This is a genomic window from Labrenzia sp. THAF82 (assembly GCF_009363435.1).
Lineage (GTDB): Bacteria > Pseudomonadota > Alphaproteobacteria > Rhizobiales > Stappiaceae > Roseibium > Roseibium porphyridii.
Map to the genome: position 1 here is coordinate 5694402 of NZ_CP045354.1, position 18776 is coordinate 5713177.

The window sequence follows — 18776 nt, forward strand, 5'->3', positions numbered from 1 at the left end:
AATCTTGCCAATTGGAGGTCACATGCACGGCCCATCCCCTGATACACTTCATCCATTCAAAGGCGAACCGCACACGGTTTTCCTTAAAAACACGATCACGCGACCGAATATCGAGGTTGGCGACTATTCCTATTACCATGATGCACAGGACGCGACCGATTTTGAGAATCGCAACGTACGGTATCATTTTGAATTCATCGGTGACCGGTTGAAAATCGGCAGGTTCTGCGCGCTTGCACAGGGCACCACCTTCATCATGAACGGCGCCAACCATGCGATGACCGGGTTTTCGACCTATCCCTTCCACATCTTTGATGAGGCCTGGCATGAGCAATTCGAACCGGGTAGCATTTTCGACCACCTGCGTGGTGATACGCTTGTTGAGAACGATGTCTGGTTCGGCACCAATGCCACGGTAATGCCGGGTGTCACAATTTGCTCAGGCGCTATCATAGGTGCCCATTCCGTGGTCGCATCGGATGTGCCGCCCTACGCAATCGTCGTAGGCAACCCGGCACGCGTCGTCAGGCTTCGCTTTGACGAAGCAACAATTGAGCGACTGCTGGAAATTGCCTGGTGGAATTGGCCAATAGCCAAGGTCAGCCGGCATCTGAGAGCCATCAGGGGTGCCGACATTGCCGCCCTGGAACGCGCTGAGTGCGAGCCAGAAGGTGATCTCGACGTGAAAGCTGAAGCAGGGTAGAAGGCCGGTCATGACAGACGATCAAGACTTTTCTCCTGAAGATCTGGAGGCGGGCAGATTGCTTTTTGCTCGCCCCTGGGAGTTTCTGACCAGCGTAACCGACATGGCCAATCTGCCGGATGCGGCGGAAGCGGAAATTGCATTTGCAGGACGCTCCAATGTGGGCAAATCCAGCCTGATCAACGCCCTGTCGGGGCGAAAGGGACTGGCACGGACATCGTCGACGCCCGGGCGAACCCAGATGCTGAACTTCTTTGTCGCGCCGGACACACCACTGACGATCGTCGACATGCCCGGCTATGGTTATGCCCAAGCGCCAAAAGAGCTTGTCGAAGCCTGGACCCAACTCGTGTTTTCCTACCTCAGGGGCCGCCCTAACCTTCGCCGGGTCATCCTGTTGATCGACAGCCGCCACGGCATCAAGAAAAACGACCTAGAAGCGATGGACCTGCTCGACAAGGCAGCTGTTGTCTATCAGGTGGTTTTGACCAAGGCCGACAAGATCAAGCCGCCACAGCTGAAACGTCTGATCGCGGACACACAGACGGCCCTTGCGAAACGTGTCGCCGCGCACCCGCAGATCATCGCCACATCTTCAGAGAAGAACCACGGGGTCGATGAGCTGCGCGCCGAACTCTGCCTGCTGGCCAATCAATAGTAACAGCACGATTGTGCCGCCAAGCACGCGGAGCTGGAGATTGTGAACACCGGGCAAACCGGCTATAGCAGGGATCCTTCGCGTTCCGTTCCGAGAAGTTGTTGAGTATTCCACACCTATGACCACCCCCGAAACCGCCAATCGCGCCCACATTATTGCTCACGCGCTGCCCTATATGCAGCGCTACGACAACAAGACCATTGTCGTGAAATATGGCGGCCACGCCATGGGTGATCCAGAGTTGGGCCAGGCGTTTGCGCGCGACATCACGTTGCTGCGTCAATCAGGCGTCAATCCGGTCGTGGTTCATGGTGGCGGCCCGCAGATCGGCAAGATGCTGCAAAGGCTCAACATCGTCAGCGAATTCAAGGGCGGCCTGAGGGTCACAGACAAGGCAACGGTTGAAGTTGTTGAAATGGTGCTCGCCGGCGCCATCAACAAAGAAATCGTTCAAATGATCAATTCCGAGGGTGGCCGGGCCGTCGGATTATGCGGTAAGGACGGAAATCTCGTAACGGCGCGCAAACTGCAGCGAACCGTGGTCGATCCCGACAGCAATATCGAAAGCGTTGTGGATCTGGGTTTTGTCGGCGAACCGGCCAATGTGAATCCGACAGTACTCAGGCTGGTTCTGAAGGAAGATATCATTCCGGTCATAGCACCGGTTGCCCCGGGCGAAGACGGAGAAACCTACAACATCAATGCCGACACCGCAGCCGGTGCTATCGCCGGGGCGCTGAATGCCACGCGTCTGCTGTTCCTGACAGATGTGCCGGGCGTTCTCGACAAGGACGGCCAGCTTATCAAACAGCTGACGGTCGCCAATGCTCGGGCGTTGATCGCCGACGGCACGATTTCAGGCGGCATGATACCCAAGGTCGAAACCTGCATAGAAGCGCTCGACCGGGGCGTGGAAGGGGTTGTGATCCTGAACGGCAAGGTTTCGCATGCTGTGCTTCTGGAGCTGTTCACAGATGGCGGTGCCGGAACGTTGATCAAACCGTGACGGGAAAACGCCCCCTGCCCCATGAGGGCCCGCACGCGCACCGTCATGACCTCCGCCTCTTTCAGGGAGTCGAAGCCTGGATCTTTGATCTCGATAACACGCTTTATCCCCATGATGCGGACCTGTTCTCGCAGATCAACGAACAGATCGCGCAGTTTGTTCAAGACCTGCTGGGACTTCCGCGTGAGGAGGCGATGGCGCACCAGAAAGCGCTTTATCACGCACATGGAACGACGCTGCGTGGCCTGATGAGCGAGCACAGCATCGACCCTGATGCCTATCTCCGCTTCGTTCATGACATTGATTATTCAAACCTGGCGCCGAACCCGGAACTCGGTGGCGCGATTGAAGCCTTGCCGGGCAAGAAGTTCATTTTCACCAATGGCGACCGCCCGCATGCGGAGCGAACCGCAGCTGCACTTGGCATTTCCGATCATTTTGAAGATATCTTCGACATTGTGTCAGCGGACCTGATTCCGAAACCAAACCGGGAAACCTACGACAAGTTTCTGGAGCGAACCGGCGTGTCGTCTGCCCGCTCAGCCATGTTCGAGGACCTTTCAAAGAACCTGAAAGTGCCGCACCAACTCGGCATGTGCACGACACTGATCGTGCCAACCGGTTCCAGGGAACTCTTTCGCGAAAGTTGGGACATGGAAGGCGATCCCTATCCGCACGTGGACTTCGCTACCGATGATCTGACCGGATTCTTAAAATCCGTCCTGGGTGCTCTGGCACAAGCCTGATCTGCGGCTCTGGTGGTCAGGTGCCAACTTCGTTAGATTGAGGAAAACTCAACGACGGAGTTCAACCGCTCATGGCGTCCCTGCGCGCACTTCACGCCTTTTCCCTGTTGGCCCGCCATGGCCGCGCCGCTATGGCAGCGGAAAAACTCGGTGTCTCTCCCTCCGCATTGTCACACCTGATGCGCAAGCTTGAGAGTGAGCTTGGCGCGACACTCGTCAATCGGGATGGGCGCGGCCTGACACTAACGGAGGAAGGGCAACGGCTTGCACTGAGCCTTGGTGATGCGTTCGACCGCATTGAAGAGGCCGTCGACAGTTTCAAGCGGCGTGGACGTACCGAACTCAGGATCAGCACGGTTTCGACATTCGCTACCCGTTGGCTGATCCCGCGTTTGCCCTCCTTTCAGGCGAGCCAACCGGATGTTGAGTTGCTGCTGTCAGCCTCAACGCGCATGGTCGATCTCGACCGCGAGAACTACGATTGTGCCATTCGGCTGGGAACCGGCAACTGGCCCAGCGTTGAAAGCCACCTGCTTTGGCAAGAGCATTTGGCTGTTGCTCTTGCACCTGCCCTGTTAAGCGGCAAGGATCCGGCCGATCCGGACATTCTGCTCAAATTGAGGCTGCTCCACAGCGCGTCCAGACGCAACGATTGGACGATCTGGCTGGATGCTGCCGGCCTAAGCCACCCGGATCTGAATTCCGGAATGGTCCTGCAAAGCCGAGACCTTGCCATCCAGGCTGCCATAGCAGGAATGGGAGCTATCGTGATCGACAGGCGGTTTGTCTCGCAGGAACTTGAGGCCGGGCATTTGATCATGCCGGACTGGAAGGTGCTTGAGCTGGAGACCGGTTACTGGTTCGCCCGATCACCTGCTCGAACGCTGACCCGGCCAGTGGCAGCTTTTCGAGACTGGCTCCAGACAACAGACTGAATTACGCTCCGTTTTGTCTCGGTTCAAACTGACGGCGAATATCCCTTTTCCAGAAAACTTGTGCTGGTCTATGGGGCTATCAAACGTCGGCCTTTTCCAAGGTACGGCATTAGACTGCAAGAAAGCAGGCACCATTAAAAAAACCTAGAGGTCACGGTAGCTGATCAAGTCAATTCCCAGTCTTTGGATCGTTTCACGGACAAGAGGGCTTTTTAGCGTTTCAAGGCACGTCCTTCTGTCCTGATCGACGTCCTCATAACCACGATGCCCCAACATGCTGAGTTCATCGGATTGAACGGCTGGATGATCGATAAATATGTGGGTGCCCGTACTCAATCCTGCCAAGTTCTCGCAAAACGCCGATACACGATCATCAGTCATGCGCGGTGTCGGGGGATACCCTTGAAAGCGTGGAAGCCCGTGTCCGAACGCATCATCCTTCAAGCCGAACTCCTCGCAAAGGCTGCTCACGATTTCACTGAACCGGGGATCAAAGTCTGCAAAATGCCTGACCATATGAGCACTGACGTGACTTGCGCTGCGAAACGTACGTACGCCCAGTTCGATTTGCGCTCGAAATTCTGCAACGACCTCGTCGAAACACCAATCAACATCTTGCAAGGCGCAGCGTTCGTCCCTTGCCCGCGGTGACAGAAGCGGATGAAAATTCCCGGAACTATCGACAAGGCTCCTGGCGGCCGTCAGGGGACGCCACTTGATGCGATCCCACTCGCTTGTGAGCGTCAGGTGGATGCCGATGTCAATTTGAGGCCGCTGATTGAAAATTTCGGCGGCGTGCGGAACCCATGCACATGGCATCATGACCTCAACGCTGCGGGCAATCCCGTTGAGGCAGGCATCAAGGCACCCCTCATTTGATGCCAGGCACGATCCCGCATCATCAGCTCTTACAAGCAATCTGACAGCTGAAGACAAAGGCTCTAATCCTCATTGACTGATTGCAGCCTAAGCCCGTACCGCACAAAACAGGGTAAAAATGATTGCCATATATTGTCACACCGCATGCTTTGAACCTGCTGTTCAGACCGCTGCAGTCAGTTCATTCCCTTGCGTTAGCCTTTGAATAACCTCATACTCTTGAACTGCGCCGGCACGAAAGAAACTAAAACTGCCGGTGAGGTTTCATTGGGGGGATAATATGCGCAAGGGGCTGGTGAGCGCCGCTTTTTTGGTGTTCTCATTTGTTTATCTCGTCACCGGCGTTGTACCTGTTTCGGCAGAAACGCTGATGTGGCGATTTGAAAGCAAGCATTCAAAAATCGTGGATGTTGAACTTTATTCAGACAGCCGGCGCGGACATGTCTGGCCCGGCAACAACAAGATTTACGTGCTCGACGATTACTCCGTCAAAACGATCAGCATCTCGTGCCGGAGCGGCGAGAAGATCTGCTACGGCGCCTGGGTTCGCAACCGGTCGAACCTTTATTGGGGCGTCGGTTACAAGAACCGGAACCGTTGCTCAAGCTGCTGTTACACCTGCAATGGTGGCCAGACCAAGGTGATCGTTCTCAACCCGTAAGGTTACGAGCGGCAACTATGCCAATACCGGTGGCTATGCGATGATCCGCTTTCAGCAGCGGGACGTATCTCGAGCATTGTTTGTTTTATGCTGGAGGCCGTCATGAATTTCACAAAGCACCTCGCGGTAACGTCGATTGCAACCGCTGCGCTCTTGTTGTCGAGTGCCGCCCAAGCCGATTTGCGCGTCGATTTTAAAGAAGGCGCTCCCAAGGACGCGTTTCGGTTCGAAAACATCGGAGTGTGTTCCATAACCAATTCATCCATCACACTTGACCTTGCAACGTCTTCGGCCGGTCTGATTTTTGACGTCACGAACCAAGGGGCCGGCGTCGAAGTGTTCCAACCGTTCGAACTGATCGAGGGGGCCGATGCTCTGGCAAAAGTACCCGATGTGCTGGACGGCCAGACAAAGATCGAACTGAGCATTTCAGATCTTGCCCCAGGCGCGGCAATCGCCTTCACGATCGATGTTGATGATACGAAGGGACAGCGGGCCATCACCGTTTCCGGCTCTGAAATCGAAGGGGCGACGGTCATATACCGGAACGACAAAGAGAAAGCCTTTGCGACGTTTTCTTCCGTTGCACGCGCAAGCGTCACCCGTGCGTGTTAGCGCACAACACAGCCTACCCACGATATCGGGACACCTCGCCTGCTGTTAGCCGCAAACGTGAAACCGGGTTCTCTCGACCCGAAAAGTCCTTGGCGCTAAGGTATGCGTTCATAATAATCTGCGTTCCGGCCGCTCGGTGAACGATTGTGCTCAAGGCGCAATCAGCGAAAAAACCCAGATTGGTTTGCGGGCTTTCACAGCGCGGTCAATCCCCTTTATCGGGCGATCCTAGGGATGCCGCCGGACCTTACACGGGCATGCAAACGGCCTTTAGCGGACCGCGCAAAGGAGTGCTTCGGTTATGTTTTGGGATAAGATAGAACCGGTCATTACAGCGCCTCTCCAAGACGCCATCGATAATTCCTACGTGGTTTTCGGTCGGTACCGCCTTACCGGGACGATTGTCTACTGCGATTGCCCCTCATGCATGACACCTGAGGTTGCCGCAAAACTATCCAGCCTTCCCTTGAAGGATATCGGTGTCGATCTGCTGTCGGAATACACCAACTCCGCACACGGCTACAACAGGGACCAGATAGAGACTGAATTCAAATATTTTTTGCCAAAATACTTTGACCTGATCGGACACTGCCAACCACCCTCTTACCTGGATCTGGAAGTCTGTCTGACACGGCTGAAAGGGTATCGCGACGTATGGCCGGAAACCGAGAAAGAGGCGGTTGATGCATTCTTCGATGCTTTTCTGGAAGCCTGTCTTCAACAGGGCCGCCTTCTGGAATGGCCCGTTGGCCTTAGGCTGGAATTCGATATCGGAAGCGTGCTTGCAATGATCGTTCTGGCGGGTGGCGACCTGAACAAGGCACTTGAGATCATTGATCGTAACACCGGTGCCCTGGTGGCAGTTCATCTGGCGAGTCTTCGTATGGAGCTCGGCTCAAAGGATGGTACCGTATATTACGACAACGCGTTTCTGGAAGACCACCCGGATGCGGCGAAGCGGATTGGCAGCTGGCTTCAACGCGACTGCGTCACGGAACGTATTCTGGCTGCGCCAGACGCACTTGGCCGACCGGAATATGATGACATCCTATGCAACGGCTTGTAGCTCGATTTGTGAGTGCCGCTCACACGGCATAACCGATTTCAGCGTGCCCTCAACAGCTGCGACAAGCAAAATATCGGACCGACGGATCAAACATCCAAACCTTGGTTTTCACTGTCACACTTCATTGTCACACCAAACGACACGTTTTTCTGCAAATCATGGCCGCACCCACCAAAGGCGCTGTCTCATCGGGCACCCCGTGACGCCTTCTATCGCAGCAGGCCAACAAGAAGCTTTACCTATGGTGCAGATCTCGCTGGAGACCGGCCATCTTGACCCACGCTGCCTGGCCGCGGTTTCCTGGCTCCGGTAACTGCCAACAGCATCGGTTCCATTTGTGGGTGGCGGAACCTGAAACCTGACCTTGTCAGTTTGGCCGGAACAACGCGCTGACCTCCCAGCATGGTCTCCCGGCCCAAATCCCCAAGCGTGCTGGACAAAAGCCATGCGGGGAAATGCAGTAACGCGATCCGGTTTAGCGCTTGAGCAAGTGCCTGAGTGAATTCAACGTTCCGAACGGGTTCAGGCGCTGTGGCATTGACAACGCCCCTCAAGCTGGTGTCAGACATCGCACGAACAATGACGCGGATCAGGTCATCATGCTCGACCCAGGACATCCATTGCCGGCCCGTCCCCATCACACCTCCTCCGAAGAACTCAAATGGCGTCAAGAGCCTCGCGAGCATGCCACCTTCCACGCCAAGGACGAGACCGATCCGGAGGATGACAACACGAACATTTAACTGGCCGATTGCAGCCGCTGACCGTTCCCATTGATCGCATACTTCATGGACGAATGCGGGATCTGGATCGGCGTCTTCCGTAAGAAGCTCATCTCCGCGAAGACCGTACCAGCCAACCGCAGATCCGCTGACAAGACAGGCCGGTTTGCGGTCCAATCGTCTGATGAGCTCTTGAAGTGCTTTCGTGGTCTTAACCCGTGAGTTGACGATCCGAGCCCGTTTTCTTGCCGTCCAGAGGCCGTTTGCCACAGGCTCTCCTGCAAGGTTCACGATAGCGTCCAAACGGTCTGCGTTGTGAATTTGATCAAGGCTCGTAATCACGCGAACGGGATGCGCAAGCTCATCAAGACCCTTCAGATTTCGGGTCAGAACGGTGACATAATGGCCGGAAACGACGAGGCATTCCACAAGCCGCCTGCCGACAAACCCCGTCCCGCCAGTGACCAAAATATGCTGGCGCGGCGGCAGGCCTGCGGCCAGGGCAGCCGCGTTCCCCCTTTCCAGTCTTTCGCTTCTGGTAGCCGCCAACAAATCACGCGCACTGAAAAGGCCGACCCCCAGGGCTGCCAGAGTTGCCATCACGCTCCACCAACCATAATTGGCTGGGTAAATCGCGGTGGAACGCAATGACCATTCCCAGAGAACCGGCGCGGCCAGAGCTAGAATTGCACCGTAGTTCAATGCCAGCAAAGTGTGGTTGATGCGCTCGGTCCAGGGCAGTTTGCGCGTCAGATCCTCTTCGACAAAGTCCCAAAGCGTTATCAGCACTTCAAGGACGAGAATGAATGACAGGGCTACTGTGAAAAACCCATGCGGCTCGGTCCAACCGAAACACAGGAAGATTATTGCGTAGAAGAAATTGCGGATACTGTGCAAACGCAATTCCGTTTTCTGGGATGTGCGCCAGGCCAGCCGCTCGCTGCCTTCGTGATGCACAATCGTGTCAAAACCACCCATGAAAATCTGAACGGAAATCAAAGACCAGAGCAAGGGACTGTCCATCAGTCGTCCTCCATATCATGAAAGAGCGCGTCCTGCTGGATCAGCTCACCGAACAGACGGCTCTTCAAAGACAGCGAAAACACGAAACTCTTCTTTCCAAGATCACGGTGGGTGATGGTCAGCTTGCCGGGCGCAAACCAGACCGGCAGGCACAAACGTGCTGCACCTAACTGCACAAAGTAATGATCGCTTTCAAAAATGAGCCCCTCTTTGGAGGCACTTACCTGTAAGGCGATCCCGATCCCTGCCCCAATGTATTCTTCGATGCCTGTCGGTCCGCCAAAACGCTTCGAGCTGTGAATGACCTGAGGAAAGCCAGCGGCGCGTCCATATTGACGGACCCAGAACTGACCATCACCTGCAATGTCTTCGGTTACCGACACGACCGCGGGTTGATTGGCCGACGACAGGTCGAAGGGCAGCGGACCACCTACCAAACGCGCAACCTGGGCCAGCAATCGCCCGACAAGGTTCATTCGGATCGAGACCACCCGCCCCTGGTAGACGACACTCGCGCCGTTGCTGAGCCGTTTGCCAAATCGGCGTTTGACCGAAGATGGAAGTGCAGACCAGGCCGCGTCGCCCAGAAGGTCGCTAAAGCGACGATCCTGATACGTTTTCGGCATCGGGTTTGCCACATCGCGTAAAGCTGAGTTGTCCTTCCTCACTTTATGCACTCCCTCCTGTTGTGTCCGTTATTTCTGTATAAAGAGAAATAACTATCTAAATAAAAAGAACGGCTAACTCTTGGACTTGCCGCCAATCTTCAAGAGTGAAAAGACTTTGTCACCCATCTTCATCAAAGTGGCGAGTTTCGATTTGGGAACACTCAGCATTTGAGCTGACCACCGGTCAGCCGTTGTCAAGAAGTCATGCATTTCCTGCATGCGTTTCAAGGCCACAGGGTCAAGACCTGTTTCTCCACCCGCCTGGTCGACGCAGATTTCAATTGCACGGATAGCTGGATCGATTTCCCGTTCCTTGCGCCCCCTTGCGATCAGTAGCGCCATTTCCCATACGTCGGTCTCGGCGACAAAATGCTCTCTCCTGTCGCCAGCAACCGGAACCCGTTGAATGAGGCGCCAGCCGACAAGTTCCTTCAGAGAGTTGGACACATTAGATCGGGCAATGCCGAGTTCCTCTGAAATCTGCTCAGCATTCAAAGGTGCTGCGCTGAGATAGAGTAACGCGTGGATCTGCGCTACAGAGCGATTAACGCCCCATTGGCTACCCATGTCTCCCCAATAAAGGATGAACTTTTCCTTCGAGGAGTTTTCAGATTTGTCGGCAATTTCTGTCATGACAGAAATATCTGATTAAACCGACTGAATGTCAATCCCCTCAGATTGACAGCAGATTATCAAAGTGGAGGTCCTTCAACCTCGCCCCTTTACAATGGCAAGATATGCACTGGAGATCCCCTACATCTGACTGCCAGGGTTGCAATCTCCTGGACTTCTCTATGCAATCTACGTCACCATCTCCTTCAGCTCACCGTGAGCGGCAAAAATAGTTCAATTTCCCGAAGAGGTCAGATGTGAGAATTCAGGCGCTTTGGCGATATCCGGTCAAATCCCTTCTGGGCGAAAAGCGCCAATCTCTCGCAATTGATGAAAGAGGTGTTGTCGGCGACCGCCAATACGCCATCATCGATGAAACCGGTAAATTCGGCAGCGGCAAAAACACACGAAGGTTCACGCGGATCGACAACCTTCTGTCTTTGCGCGCAGTCACGAAGGGTGACGCACCGACAGTTGAATTCCCGGACGGGCGAGCGATCGACGTCGTGGCAGATGACATCGATCACCGCCTTTCTCAATGCCTTGGACAGCCGGTGAAAATTCGTCGTGAAACAGAGCAATCGCATTTTGACGACAGCCCGGTTCACCTGCTGCTTTCCTCAGACCTTGAGAAACTGCAAAAGTCCCTGCCGGGTTCCAAGATAGACGTGCGCCGATTTCGGGCCAACGTCATTCTGGAAGATATTGGTCATCTGAGCGCAAGTGACCTTGTGGGAAGCGTCCTGACGATCGGCGACACACGACTGCTGATCACTCACAAAACAGAACGGTGCAGAATGGTGACAGCTGAGCAGGAGGACCTGGAATTCGACCCTCGAATATTGAAGTCGATCGCTCGTGATTTTGAGGTCGACTTTGGCGTTTATGCCAGAGTTCTAAAGGCGGGCACAATTGCCGTCGGGCAAGATGTGGAGATCGGTTCTGAAAGGGCATTACGCGCAAACAACCAGGAGCTAGGAATTTAGCCGCCTAATCTTTCCTTGAAAACAGCTACTCGAGCCAAAAAGCTCAGTTTCTGGAGAGATATTTCTCAGATGCTTGATCTCCTAGATTAGCAGAGAACTTCGCCCTTCCACCCGAGCAATGTTTCTCGGTGGAATAAATCTCGGACGGTAGAGGTTGCAAGAAGTTTGCCTAATCAAAACAACGCAACCATTGAAGAAGAATCGTAGCTAGAATTCATTCAGAGCTGTGCGAAGAATTCCGCGACACGGGCCCGAAAATGAGGAACAACTGTTTCACTTGTACAGAATTGCGCAGAAGGCATTAGATCCCATCTCTGCCCCTCTTCGCCGAATTCAATCTTATCTATCTGTCTGCAGCTAACGGGAGCCGCGAAGAAGTAAGAAGAAAGCCCTACGGTGTTTGTGTACGTTTTGGCCCAAACAATGTTCTTGGAGTCAATCGCCAGCCCAAGTTCCTCGGCTACTTCTCGTTGCACTGCTTCGAAGGGAGTTTCACAGGCTTCAATGCCACCACCAGGAAGATCCCAAAAATTGGGAAATTTTATGTGGGGCACATTGTCTCGTAAAATCGAGATCAATGATGCTCGATGATAAAGAATTATTTTTGATCCACTTTGCGACAACGAAACTTTTCTAATGTTCTATTGAAACCAATTCTCAATGCGACCTAGACAAGCCTTATCTTGAGCTCAGATCACTGCTCCGGACACCTCTACACCGTTATGGCTCAAAGAACGTGTCCCGCTATACGCACCCGCCTGCGTTTGAAGGCAGACGGATGTCTGGCATTGCAGAGTGTTTCAGACCGCTATTCTGCCGCCTTTGACGTCAGTTTTTTGAGCGCACCGGTCATGGCGACGACGGACGGATGATCTTCCGGCAGACCGTGCGCACCGGCGAAGGCAACCGGTGAGCGATACAAAATGATGGTTCCATCAGGTGTTTCGATTGCTGACACGCGGATAGGCAAATCAAGGCCGGCTGCCTGCGCGTCGCGAATAATTGGCGTTCCGAGCTTCGGATTACCAAAAATAAGAACCTCGTTGTCGGGTATCTCCATGTCGACACTCTTGCCGCCTTTGGCATGATCAATGCGTGCAAAGACCTTGGCACCGGCGTTCTCGACCGCGGCACTCAACTTGTCGATCGTTTCCGAAACAGAATGTGGGCTTGAAACCCTGACAAGCGTGCTGTCTTCCGCCAGCGCGGTCCCCGCATTGGCGACCATAAGACCAGCGCCAACGATCGCTGCAAGAGTAGTTTTAGACATCATCGACTCCAGATAAATTATTGAACGGTTGCAATGCACCGCAAATTCGCGCGCCAAACCAATCAAAACTTCGTGGTGATGATAAGGCTGGAGTTGCAAGCTTTGGCGAGCATTGTCCAACGCCTCCGGAAACGGCACCTACCTGCCATTGCTGTGCTTGATCAATCTTGCGTCATAGGCCAAACCCCCGCGTTCGCTACATTCTCACGGGGCACCAAAACGACGCCTCACGTGCCGGGCTCGCACCCTGAAACGCACCGGAACAAACGTGCTTGCATATTACATAAGTCCATGCTTATGTGTTGTCATGATTGAAAATGACATATTCAAAGCTTTGGCAGACCCGACACGGCGCGCAATTTTTGAGAAATTGGCGACTGGAAGCATGAATGCGAGTTCTTTGCGCGAGGGCTTGAAGATCAGCCAACCTGCAATGTCGCAACACCTCGCGGTCCTTCACCAGGCCAAGCTTGTAAGGCAGGAACGGAACGGGCGGTTCGTCAACTACGAAGTCGACCCGGACGGTCTGGCTCTTATTGCGAACTGGCTGGCGAAATATCGCGCCTATTGGCCAGAACGCATCGATGCGTTGAGAACCCTTTTGAAGGACATGGATCAATGAGCAACCAGGAACCGGATGCAGATGCTGTAGCAAAAATCCTTGCCGGCAATGAGGCAACCGATCTCATTCTGGAGTACAAACTCGATGCTCCGCCGGAAAAGGTTTGGCGCGCCATTACGATCCCGGAATTCAGAGAGCAGTGGTTGCCCGGCAAAGACCTCGTGGAGGCTGAACCTCTTGCGGAGGTTGGAGGTGAAGAGGTCTCCTACCGAATGAAGGACAGCACCCCGCCATATCTTGAAAGTGTTGTGGCATTTCAACTGAGGCCGGACGGAAATGGCCGCAGTGTTCTCAAGATCATTCATCGTCTCGCCGACACGCAAATACCGATGGAAACAAAGGCCGCAAACAACAACGAGCCGATCATGATGTGCGCTGCCTGACACCGTACTGACAACCGACATCAACAAGACACAGGAGTTCGCCCATGCGCGAAGCGGCACAACTCGTCCCTATGGTCGTGGAACAATCCAGTCGAGGCGAACGGTCTTTCGACATTTATTCCCGACTGCTTCGGGAGCGGATCATATTTCTCAACGGTGAGGTGAACGACACCGTGTCAGCTCTTGTCTGCGCACAGCTGTTGTTTCTGGAAGCAGAAAGTCCGAAGAAGCCCGTTCAGCTCTATATCAATTCGCCCGGCGGCATGGTCACCAGCGGTTTCGCGATGTACGACACAATGCACCACATCCAAGCGCCCGTTCACACACTCTGCATGGGAACGGCACGTTCCATGGGGTCGTTTCTGCTGATGGCCGGTGAACCAGGCGAACGGGCTATACTGCCCAATGCCAACATCTTGATCCATCAACCATCAGGTGGCTTCCAGGGTCAGGCCTCCGACATGGCAATCCATGCGGAAGAAATCCTACGCACAAAACAGCACATGACACGTCTCTATGCCGAGCACTGCAACCGCTCATTTGAAGAGTTTGAACGTGCCATGGACCGGGACCACTTCATGACGCCGGAAGAAGCCCTGGACTGGGGCCTGGTCGACCGCATCCTGTCGAAACAGGACCTGGTTGATTGAGCGGTCGCCTGGATCGCCTCAAACGAAAAAAATCGAGAAAGAAAGCCGTCTGAAATTTCAGAATTCTTCCATAGCTCTTAGGAGACTTGGCAACCGTGCACCTTGAAGCATCATATGGTCACGCATCAGCGTATTTGCGGATTTGCCGTCCTTGCCGAAAATCGCGTCCGCGATGGCTTGGTGCTCCTCAACGGACTTTTCCAATCGGCCGACCACTTTATATGGCATCAACCTGTAGACATTGATGCGCGCCTGGATCTGCTCCAGTTGATTGCAAAGCCATTCGTTTCCACTGGCATGATGAATGGCTGAGTGAAACGCCAGGTTCGCTTTCGCGTATTCAGGGATGTCCTCTGCTTCGGCTGCGTCCACGCATTGCTGCAATCCACTTTGGATCGTTTCCCGATGTGATGCGGTCAGGTTTTCGCTTGCCAGTCGGGCAGCCATGCCTTCGAGTTCGGCAGCGACTTCAAAGAGATCGCTGAGCTCCTTGGCCGTCAGAACGCGCACTATTGCCCCTTTACGAGGCCGGGTTTCCAGAAGGCCAGTATCAACCATCGACCTTATGGCCTCGCGGATCGGTGTGCGGCTAACACCGAAACGTTTGGCCAGGTCCGCCTCTTCGAGTTGATCACCCGGCTTCAGCAAACCACTGAAAATCTCATGTTTTAGTTGCTCGATGAGCTTGTCGGATGCGCGCGCCATTTTCCGTCCTTTCTTCGATTCTTCTACAGATTGTCGACCGCCATTTCCATACAAAAAAATCTTATATAAATATTTTTAATTGCTATATGTATACATATAAATTATTTAAGCATCCATAAGGAGGACCCGTCATGAACAATCTTTTGAAATATTCGACGCTGACCCTGATGCTTCTGGGAGGTACAGCCCAGGCTGAGGAACTTCGCTTGTCCCATCAGTGGTCGACGAGCGATGTGCGCCACGAGGTGGCCCAGATCGTTGCGGATGAAGTGGCTGCAGCAGATGTTGATCTGGAGATCAAGATTTTCCCGTCGAAATCGCTCTTCAAGCCTAGGGAGCAGTATCGGCCTCTATCTCGCGGTCAATTGGATATGACTGTTTTCCCGCTGTCCTATGCAGGTGGTCAGCAGCCTTCGTTCAATCTTACGCTCATGCCCGGTCTGGTTAAGAACCACGACCACGCTGCACGTCTGAGCCAGTCTCCGTTTATGGCGGCGCTGGAGGAAAAGATGGCCGAAGATGACGTCATGGTGCTTGTCCATGGCTATCTCGCCGGTGGTTTTGTCGGCAAAGACAAATGCATCACCAATCCCAACGACGTTGAAGGCCTGCAAACGCGTGCAGCTGGCAAATCCTTCGAACAAATGCTCGTGGGCGCAGGCGCATCGATCACGTCAATGGCGTCATCCGAAATTTATTCGGCCATGCAGACAGGTGTCTTGGATGCAGCGAACACATCGTCTTCTTCGTTTGTGTCCTATCGCATCTTTGAACAGGTCTCGTGCTACACCCCTGCTTCCGACATTGCTCTCTGGTTTCTGTATCAGCCGTTGCTGATGAACAAATCGACTTTCGAGGGTCTTACAAGCGAGCAACAAGCCGCTCTGCTTGATGCCGCAAAGAAGGCCGAAGCATTCTACCTGGAACAGGCCAAGCTGCAGGATGCCGCATCGGTCGAGGTTTTCCGGCAAGCAGGTGTCGAGATCGCGGAAATGACAGCGGAAGACTTCGCGGCTTGGCAAGCCCTTGCACAGAACACGTCCTACAAGGCCTTTGTTGATGATGTTCCAGGTGGCCAGGACCTGCTGGACAAGGCTCTGGCCGTAGAGTGACACCCGGCCATACCGGGGCTTCCTTTCGGGGTCCCGGCTTTCTCTCCCGAGACTGAAAGGACGCGCGACATGGCTAGCCATGCTCCCTCCACTTATGTGCAACCCGCAAGCACAAATCCGTTTGTCCGTATCGTTCAAAAGATATCAACCGTTGCGGGCTGGGCGTCTGCCTTAATGATACTGGGTGCAGTGCTCCTGACCTGCCAAATGATTTTCGTTCGTTTTGTCTTGAATGGCTCAACCGTTTGGCAGACAGAGATCGTCGTTTATCTCGTCATTGCCGCGACCCTGGTCGGACTGCCTTTCGTGCAGTGCCAGCGGGGTCACGTGAACGTTGATCTGATCCCAATGGCGCTCCGTGCACAGGCGCGCTTCGGCCTGGCGTGTTTCACACTTAGCGGATCTATCATCATCACTGCGGTGATGCTGTTTTATGGCTACGAGTATTGGCACTTTGCTCTGTCGCGGGGTTGGACATCGGACACGGTTACAGCCGTTCCGCTATGGATTCCCTATCTTTCGCTCCCTGTCGGATTTGGTCTGTTGCTGTTGCAACTTTCCGCAGATTTTGTCGCGCTGCTGACAAAATCCGAGACGCCATTCGGCCTGGAGGCGTAGCCATGGACCCTCTCATTCTTGGCACATTGGTCGGCGTGTGCACCATCCTTGTTCTGTTCTCGGGCGTATCAGTCGCCGTTGGATTGATGATTGTTTCGGCGGGTTTTCTGGTCGTCTTCGACGGAATGCGGTCACTTGAGCTGATGCCGGAGATCTTCTTCGGCAAGCTCGACAGTTTTGCGCTTTTATCCATCCCGATGTTCATCATCATGGGAGCCTCCATCGCCTCGACCCGCGCCGGTGCGGACCTATACGAAGCTCTGGAAAGATGGCTGACCCGTGTGCCGGGCGGCCTGGTGATATCGAACCTGGGCGCTTGTGCGCTGTTCGCAGCTATGTCCGGCTCAAGCCCCGCCACCTGTGCTGCCATCGGCAAGATGGGGATTCCAGAGATGCGCAAGCGTGGCTATCCTGAAGGAATTGCAACAGGTTCCATCGCAGCAGGCGGAACGCTTGGTATCCTGATCCCGCCTTCGGTTACGATGATCGTCTATGGCATCGCAACAGAAACCTCGATTGGTCGCCTCTTTCTGGCCGGAGTGTTTCCAGGGCTCTTGTTGGTCGGGCTTTTCATGGCCTGGTCGCTTTATGCAACCTGGAGGTCCGGTGACACGTCATTGCTGACTGCTCGAACCTATTCCTGGCGCGCTAAGTTCGAGGTTTTGCCGAGAGTATTGCCGTTCATCGCCATCATTATCGGTGTGCTTTACACGATGTATGGCGGTGTCGCCACTCCATCTGAAACTGCTGCTGTCGGTGCCGTATTGTGCCTCGTCATTGCAATTGCGATCTACAAATTGTGGGACGTTCGCAAGATCTGGATGATCCTGCAGGACAGCACAAAAGAAAGCGTGATGATCCTGTTCATCATAGCGGCGGCAGGCGTGTTTTCATACATGTTGTCGAGCCTCTTCATCACGCAGAGCATCGCAACCTGGATCGGCACACTGGATGTGAACCCTTGGGTTTTGATGATCGCGATCAACATCTTCCTCATCATTGCCGGCTTTTTTCTGCCACCTGTTGCCGTGATCCTGATGGCGGCACCAATCCTCTTGCCAATCATCACAACGGCTGGATTTGATCCCATCTGGTTTGCTGTGATCCTGACAATCAATATGGAGATCGGACTGATCTCCCCGCCCGTCGGTCTGAACCTTTATGTGATCAACGGTATCGCTCCTGATATCTCGCTCAGGACAATCCTGCGCGGCTCACTGCCTTTCGTCGCCTGCATGGTGATAGCGATTGTGCTGCTTTGCGTCTTCCCCGGCATTGCCACCTGGCTGCCCGAAGCCGTCATGGGCCCTGCTCTGTAAATCCATCATTGAAAGGAAGTAACATGTCCTTTGCCACACAATACCGCCGCGTCGGATTGATCGTTCCCAGTTCAAACGTGACCATGGAAACTGAAATTCCAGCACTGCTGAAAGCTCGCGAAACAATCCTTCCAGACCGCTTCACCTTTCATTCTTCCCGGATGCGCATGAAGAGCGTCGTAAAAGAAGAACTTGAAGCGATGGATTACGATAGCGAGCGCTGCGCCGTGGAGCTGTCTGATGCCGCGGTCGAAGTGCAGGCTTACGCCTGCCTGGTTGCCATCATGTCGATGGGCCCTGGTTACCATCGACACTCACGCGTAAAGCTGGAAAAGGCGGCAGCAGAAAACGGATGCGTCACACCCGTTTTAAACTCAGCCGGCGCGTTGATCGACAGCTTGAAGGAATTGGGAGCAAAGAAGGTCTCCATCATTTGCCCCTACATGAAACCGCTGACCAGGATGGTGGTGGACTACATAGAAAACGAGGGCATTGAGGTGCAAGACTTCCTGGCACTGGAAATTCCCGACAATCTGGATGTTGCCTCACAAGATCCGACTGCCCCTTCCGAGCTGTGGCGCAAGTTGGATGTGCGTGGTGCTGATGCAATCGTTGCCTCTGCCTGTGTGCAGATGCCATCGCTGCCGTCCATTGAAATGATTGAGCGTGCGTCAGGTTTGCCAACGCTGTCAGCGGCCGTGGCGACCACGCGACAGATCTTGCGCAACCTCAATCTGACAGAAGTCGCTCCCGGAGGCGGTGCGCTCTTGTCTAACGGTCTGCCGGCAACCTTGCGCGACGTCGCCTGAAACCGATG

General features: G+C 54.2%; 23 protein-coding genes. 16 read left to right on the forward strand and 7 right to left on the reverse strand.

From position 1 onward, the window contains the following. Window positions 1-22 precede the first annotated feature (22 nt). The 5 genes from FIV00_RS26120 (at window position 23) to FIV00_RS26140 (ending at window position 4048) form a co-directional block, all read left to right on the forward strand. A complete protein-coding gene (locus tag FIV00_RS26120; protein WP_152503453.1) occupies window positions 23-703 on the forward strand; it encodes a CatB-related O-acetyltransferase in 681 nt (226 codons plus the stop codon). A 10-nt stretch (window positions 704-713) separates the two neighbouring features. After that, complete coding sequence (gene yihA / locus FIV00_RS26125; RefSeq protein ID WP_152503454.1) at window positions 714-1361, forward strand: ribosome biogenesis GTP-binding protein YihA/YsxC; 648 nt, start codon at window positions 714-716, stop codon at window positions 1359-1361. 118 nt (window positions 1362-1479) lie between these two features. Further along, window positions 1480-2367 carry an acetylglutamate kinase gene (argB, locus tag FIV00_RS26130; RefSeq protein ID WP_152503455.1) on the forward strand — a complete coding sequence of 296 codons (888 nt, stop codon included), beginning with the start codon at window positions 1480-1482 and terminating at the stop codon, window positions 2365-2367. Continuing rightward, window positions 2364-3113 carry a pyrimidine 5'-nucleotidase gene (locus FIV00_RS26135; RefSeq protein ID WP_152503456.1) on the forward strand — a complete coding sequence of 250 codons (750 nt, stop codon included), beginning with the start codon at window positions 2364-2366 and terminating at the stop codon, window positions 3111-3113. The genes argB and FIV00_RS26135 overlap by 4 nt, the downstream gene beginning before the upstream one ends. Before the next feature lie 71 nt (window positions 3114-3184). Beyond that, complete coding sequence (locus tag FIV00_RS26140) at window positions 3185-4048, forward strand: LysR substrate-binding domain-containing protein (RefSeq protein WP_152503457.1); 864 nt, start codon at window positions 3185-3187, stop codon at window positions 4046-4048. A gap of 144 nt (window positions 4049-4192) precedes the next feature. Here FIV00_RS26140 and FIV00_RS26145 read toward each other — a convergent pair whose 3' ends face one another. Beyond that, window positions 4193-4984, reverse strand: coding sequence for a ChbG/HpnK family deacetylase (locus tag FIV00_RS26145; RefSeq protein WP_152503458.1), 792 nt, complete (start codon window positions 4982-4984; stop codon window positions 4193-4195). A 223-nt stretch (window positions 4985-5207) separates the two neighbouring features. Between FIV00_RS26145 and FIV00_RS26150 the strand changes: the two genes are divergently transcribed. The 3 genes from FIV00_RS26150 to FIV00_RS26160 all read left to right on the forward strand — a co-directional run bounded on the left by FIV00_RS26150 (window position 5208) and on the right by FIV00_RS26160 (window position 7269). Continuing rightward, complete coding sequence (locus FIV00_RS26150; protein WP_209006713.1) at window positions 5208-5588, forward strand: hypothetical protein; 381 nt, start codon at window positions 5208-5210, stop codon at window positions 5586-5588. Between the two features lie 102 nt (window positions 5589-5690). After that, window positions 5691-6203, forward strand: a complete 513-nt coding sequence (locus tag FIV00_RS26155; RefSeq protein WP_152503459.1) for an aggregation factor core — start codon at window positions 5691-5693, stop codon at window positions 6201-6203. Window positions 6204-6504: 301 nt separating this feature from the next. Then, window positions 6505-7269, forward strand: a complete 765-nt coding sequence (locus FIV00_RS26160) for a hypothetical protein (RefSeq protein ID WP_152503460.1) — start codon at window positions 6505-6507, stop codon at window positions 7267-7269. A gap of 239 nt (window positions 7270-7508) precedes the next feature. Here the strand turns inward: FIV00_RS26160 and FIV00_RS26165 are convergent, their stop codons facing one another. From FIV00_RS26165 to FIV00_RS26175, 3 genes are all read right to left on the reverse strand, one after another. Continuing rightward, a complete protein-coding gene (locus tag FIV00_RS26165; RefSeq protein WP_152503461.1) occupies window positions 7509-9014 on the reverse strand; it encodes a TIGR01777 family oxidoreductase in 1506 nt (501 codons plus the stop codon). Then, complete coding sequence (locus FIV00_RS26170; protein ID WP_247649289.1) at window positions 9014-9682, reverse strand: DUF4166 domain-containing protein; 669 nt, start codon at window positions 9680-9682, stop codon at window positions 9014-9016. Before FIV00_RS26170 ends, FIV00_RS26165 begins: the two co-directional genes overlap by 1 nt. Before the next feature lie 72 nt (window positions 9683-9754). Beyond that, window positions 9755-10315 carry a GbsR/MarR family transcriptional regulator gene (locus tag FIV00_RS26175; protein ID WP_152503462.1) on the reverse strand — a complete coding sequence of 187 codons (561 nt, stop codon included), beginning with the start codon at window positions 10313-10315 and terminating at the stop codon, window positions 9755-9757. A 236-nt stretch (window positions 10316-10551) separates the two neighbouring features. Here FIV00_RS26175 and FIV00_RS26180 point away from each other — a divergent pair, with 236 nt between their 5' ends. After that, the gene (locus FIV00_RS26180; protein ID WP_152503463.1) at window positions 10552-11280 is read left to right on the forward strand and encodes an MOSC domain-containing protein; all 729 of its coding nucleotides are present in this window, start codon (window positions 10552-10554) and stop codon (window positions 11278-11280) included. Between the two features lie 218 nt (window positions 11281-11498). On the opposite strand, the gene FIV00_RS30620 is transcribed toward FIV00_RS26180, so the two are convergent. Together FIV00_RS30620 and FIV00_RS26190 are read right to left on the reverse strand one after the other, a co-directional pair. Beyond that, complete coding sequence (locus FIV00_RS30620; protein WP_371419597.1) at window positions 11499-11834, reverse strand: NUDIX domain-containing protein; 336 nt, start codon at window positions 11832-11834, stop codon at window positions 11499-11501. Window positions 11835-12088: 254 nt separating this feature from the next. Next, the gene (locus tag FIV00_RS26190; protein WP_152503464.1) at window positions 12089-12553 is read right to left on the reverse strand and encodes a DUF302 domain-containing protein; all 465 of its coding nucleotides are present in this window, start codon (window positions 12551-12553) and stop codon (window positions 12089-12091) included. A 304-nt stretch (window positions 12554-12857) separates the two neighbouring features. Between FIV00_RS26190 and FIV00_RS26195 the strand changes: the two genes are divergently transcribed. From FIV00_RS26195 to FIV00_RS26205, 3 genes are read left to right on the forward strand one after another with little or no spacing between them, the layout of a single operon-like run. Next, entirely contained in the window at window positions 12858-13172 is a 315-nt protein-coding gene (locus FIV00_RS26195) for a helix-turn-helix transcriptional regulator (RefSeq protein ID WP_152503465.1), read from the forward strand. Continuing rightward, complete coding sequence (locus tag FIV00_RS26200) at window positions 13169-13555, forward strand: SRPBCC domain-containing protein (protein WP_152503466.1); 387 nt, start codon at window positions 13169-13171, stop codon at window positions 13553-13555. The genes FIV00_RS26195 and FIV00_RS26200 overlap by 4 nt, the downstream gene beginning before the upstream one ends. Window positions 13556-13599: 44 nt before the next feature. Continuing rightward, window positions 13600-14205, forward strand: coding sequence for an ATP-dependent Clp protease proteolytic subunit (locus tag FIV00_RS26205; protein ID WP_152503467.1), 606 nt, complete (start codon window positions 13600-13602; stop codon window positions 14203-14205). Window positions 14206-14262: 57 nt separating this feature from the next. On the opposite strand, the gene FIV00_RS26210 is transcribed toward FIV00_RS26205, so the two are convergent. Then, on the reverse strand, window positions 14263-14910 hold the full coding sequence (locus tag FIV00_RS26210; protein ID WP_152503468.1) for a GntR family transcriptional regulator: 648 nt from the start codon (window positions 14908-14910) through the stop codon (window positions 14263-14265). A gap of 131 nt (window positions 14911-15041) precedes the next feature. On the opposite strand from FIV00_RS26210, the gene dctP reads away from it, so the two are divergent. The 4 genes from dctP (at window position 15042) to FIV00_RS26230 (ending at window position 18768) form a co-directional block, all read left to right on the forward strand. Next, a complete protein-coding gene (gene dctP, locus FIV00_RS26215; protein WP_152503469.1) occupies window positions 15042-16022 on the forward strand; it encodes a TRAP transporter substrate-binding protein DctP in 981 nt (326 codons plus the stop codon). Window positions 16023-16091: 69 nt separating this feature from the next. Further along, entirely contained in the window at window positions 16092-16640 is a 549-nt protein-coding gene (locus tag FIV00_RS26220) for a TRAP transporter small permease (RefSeq protein WP_152503470.1), read from the forward strand. 2 nt (window positions 16641-16642) lie between these two features. After that, a complete protein-coding gene (locus FIV00_RS26225; RefSeq protein ID WP_152503471.1) occupies window positions 16643-17959 on the forward strand; it encodes a TRAP transporter large permease in 1317 nt (438 codons plus the stop codon). 23 nt (window positions 17960-17982) lie between these two features. After that, entirely contained in the window at window positions 17983-18768 is a 786-nt protein-coding gene (locus FIV00_RS26230) for an Asp/Glu racemase (protein ID WP_305773827.1), read from the forward strand. Window positions 18769-18776 lie beyond the last annotated feature (8 nt).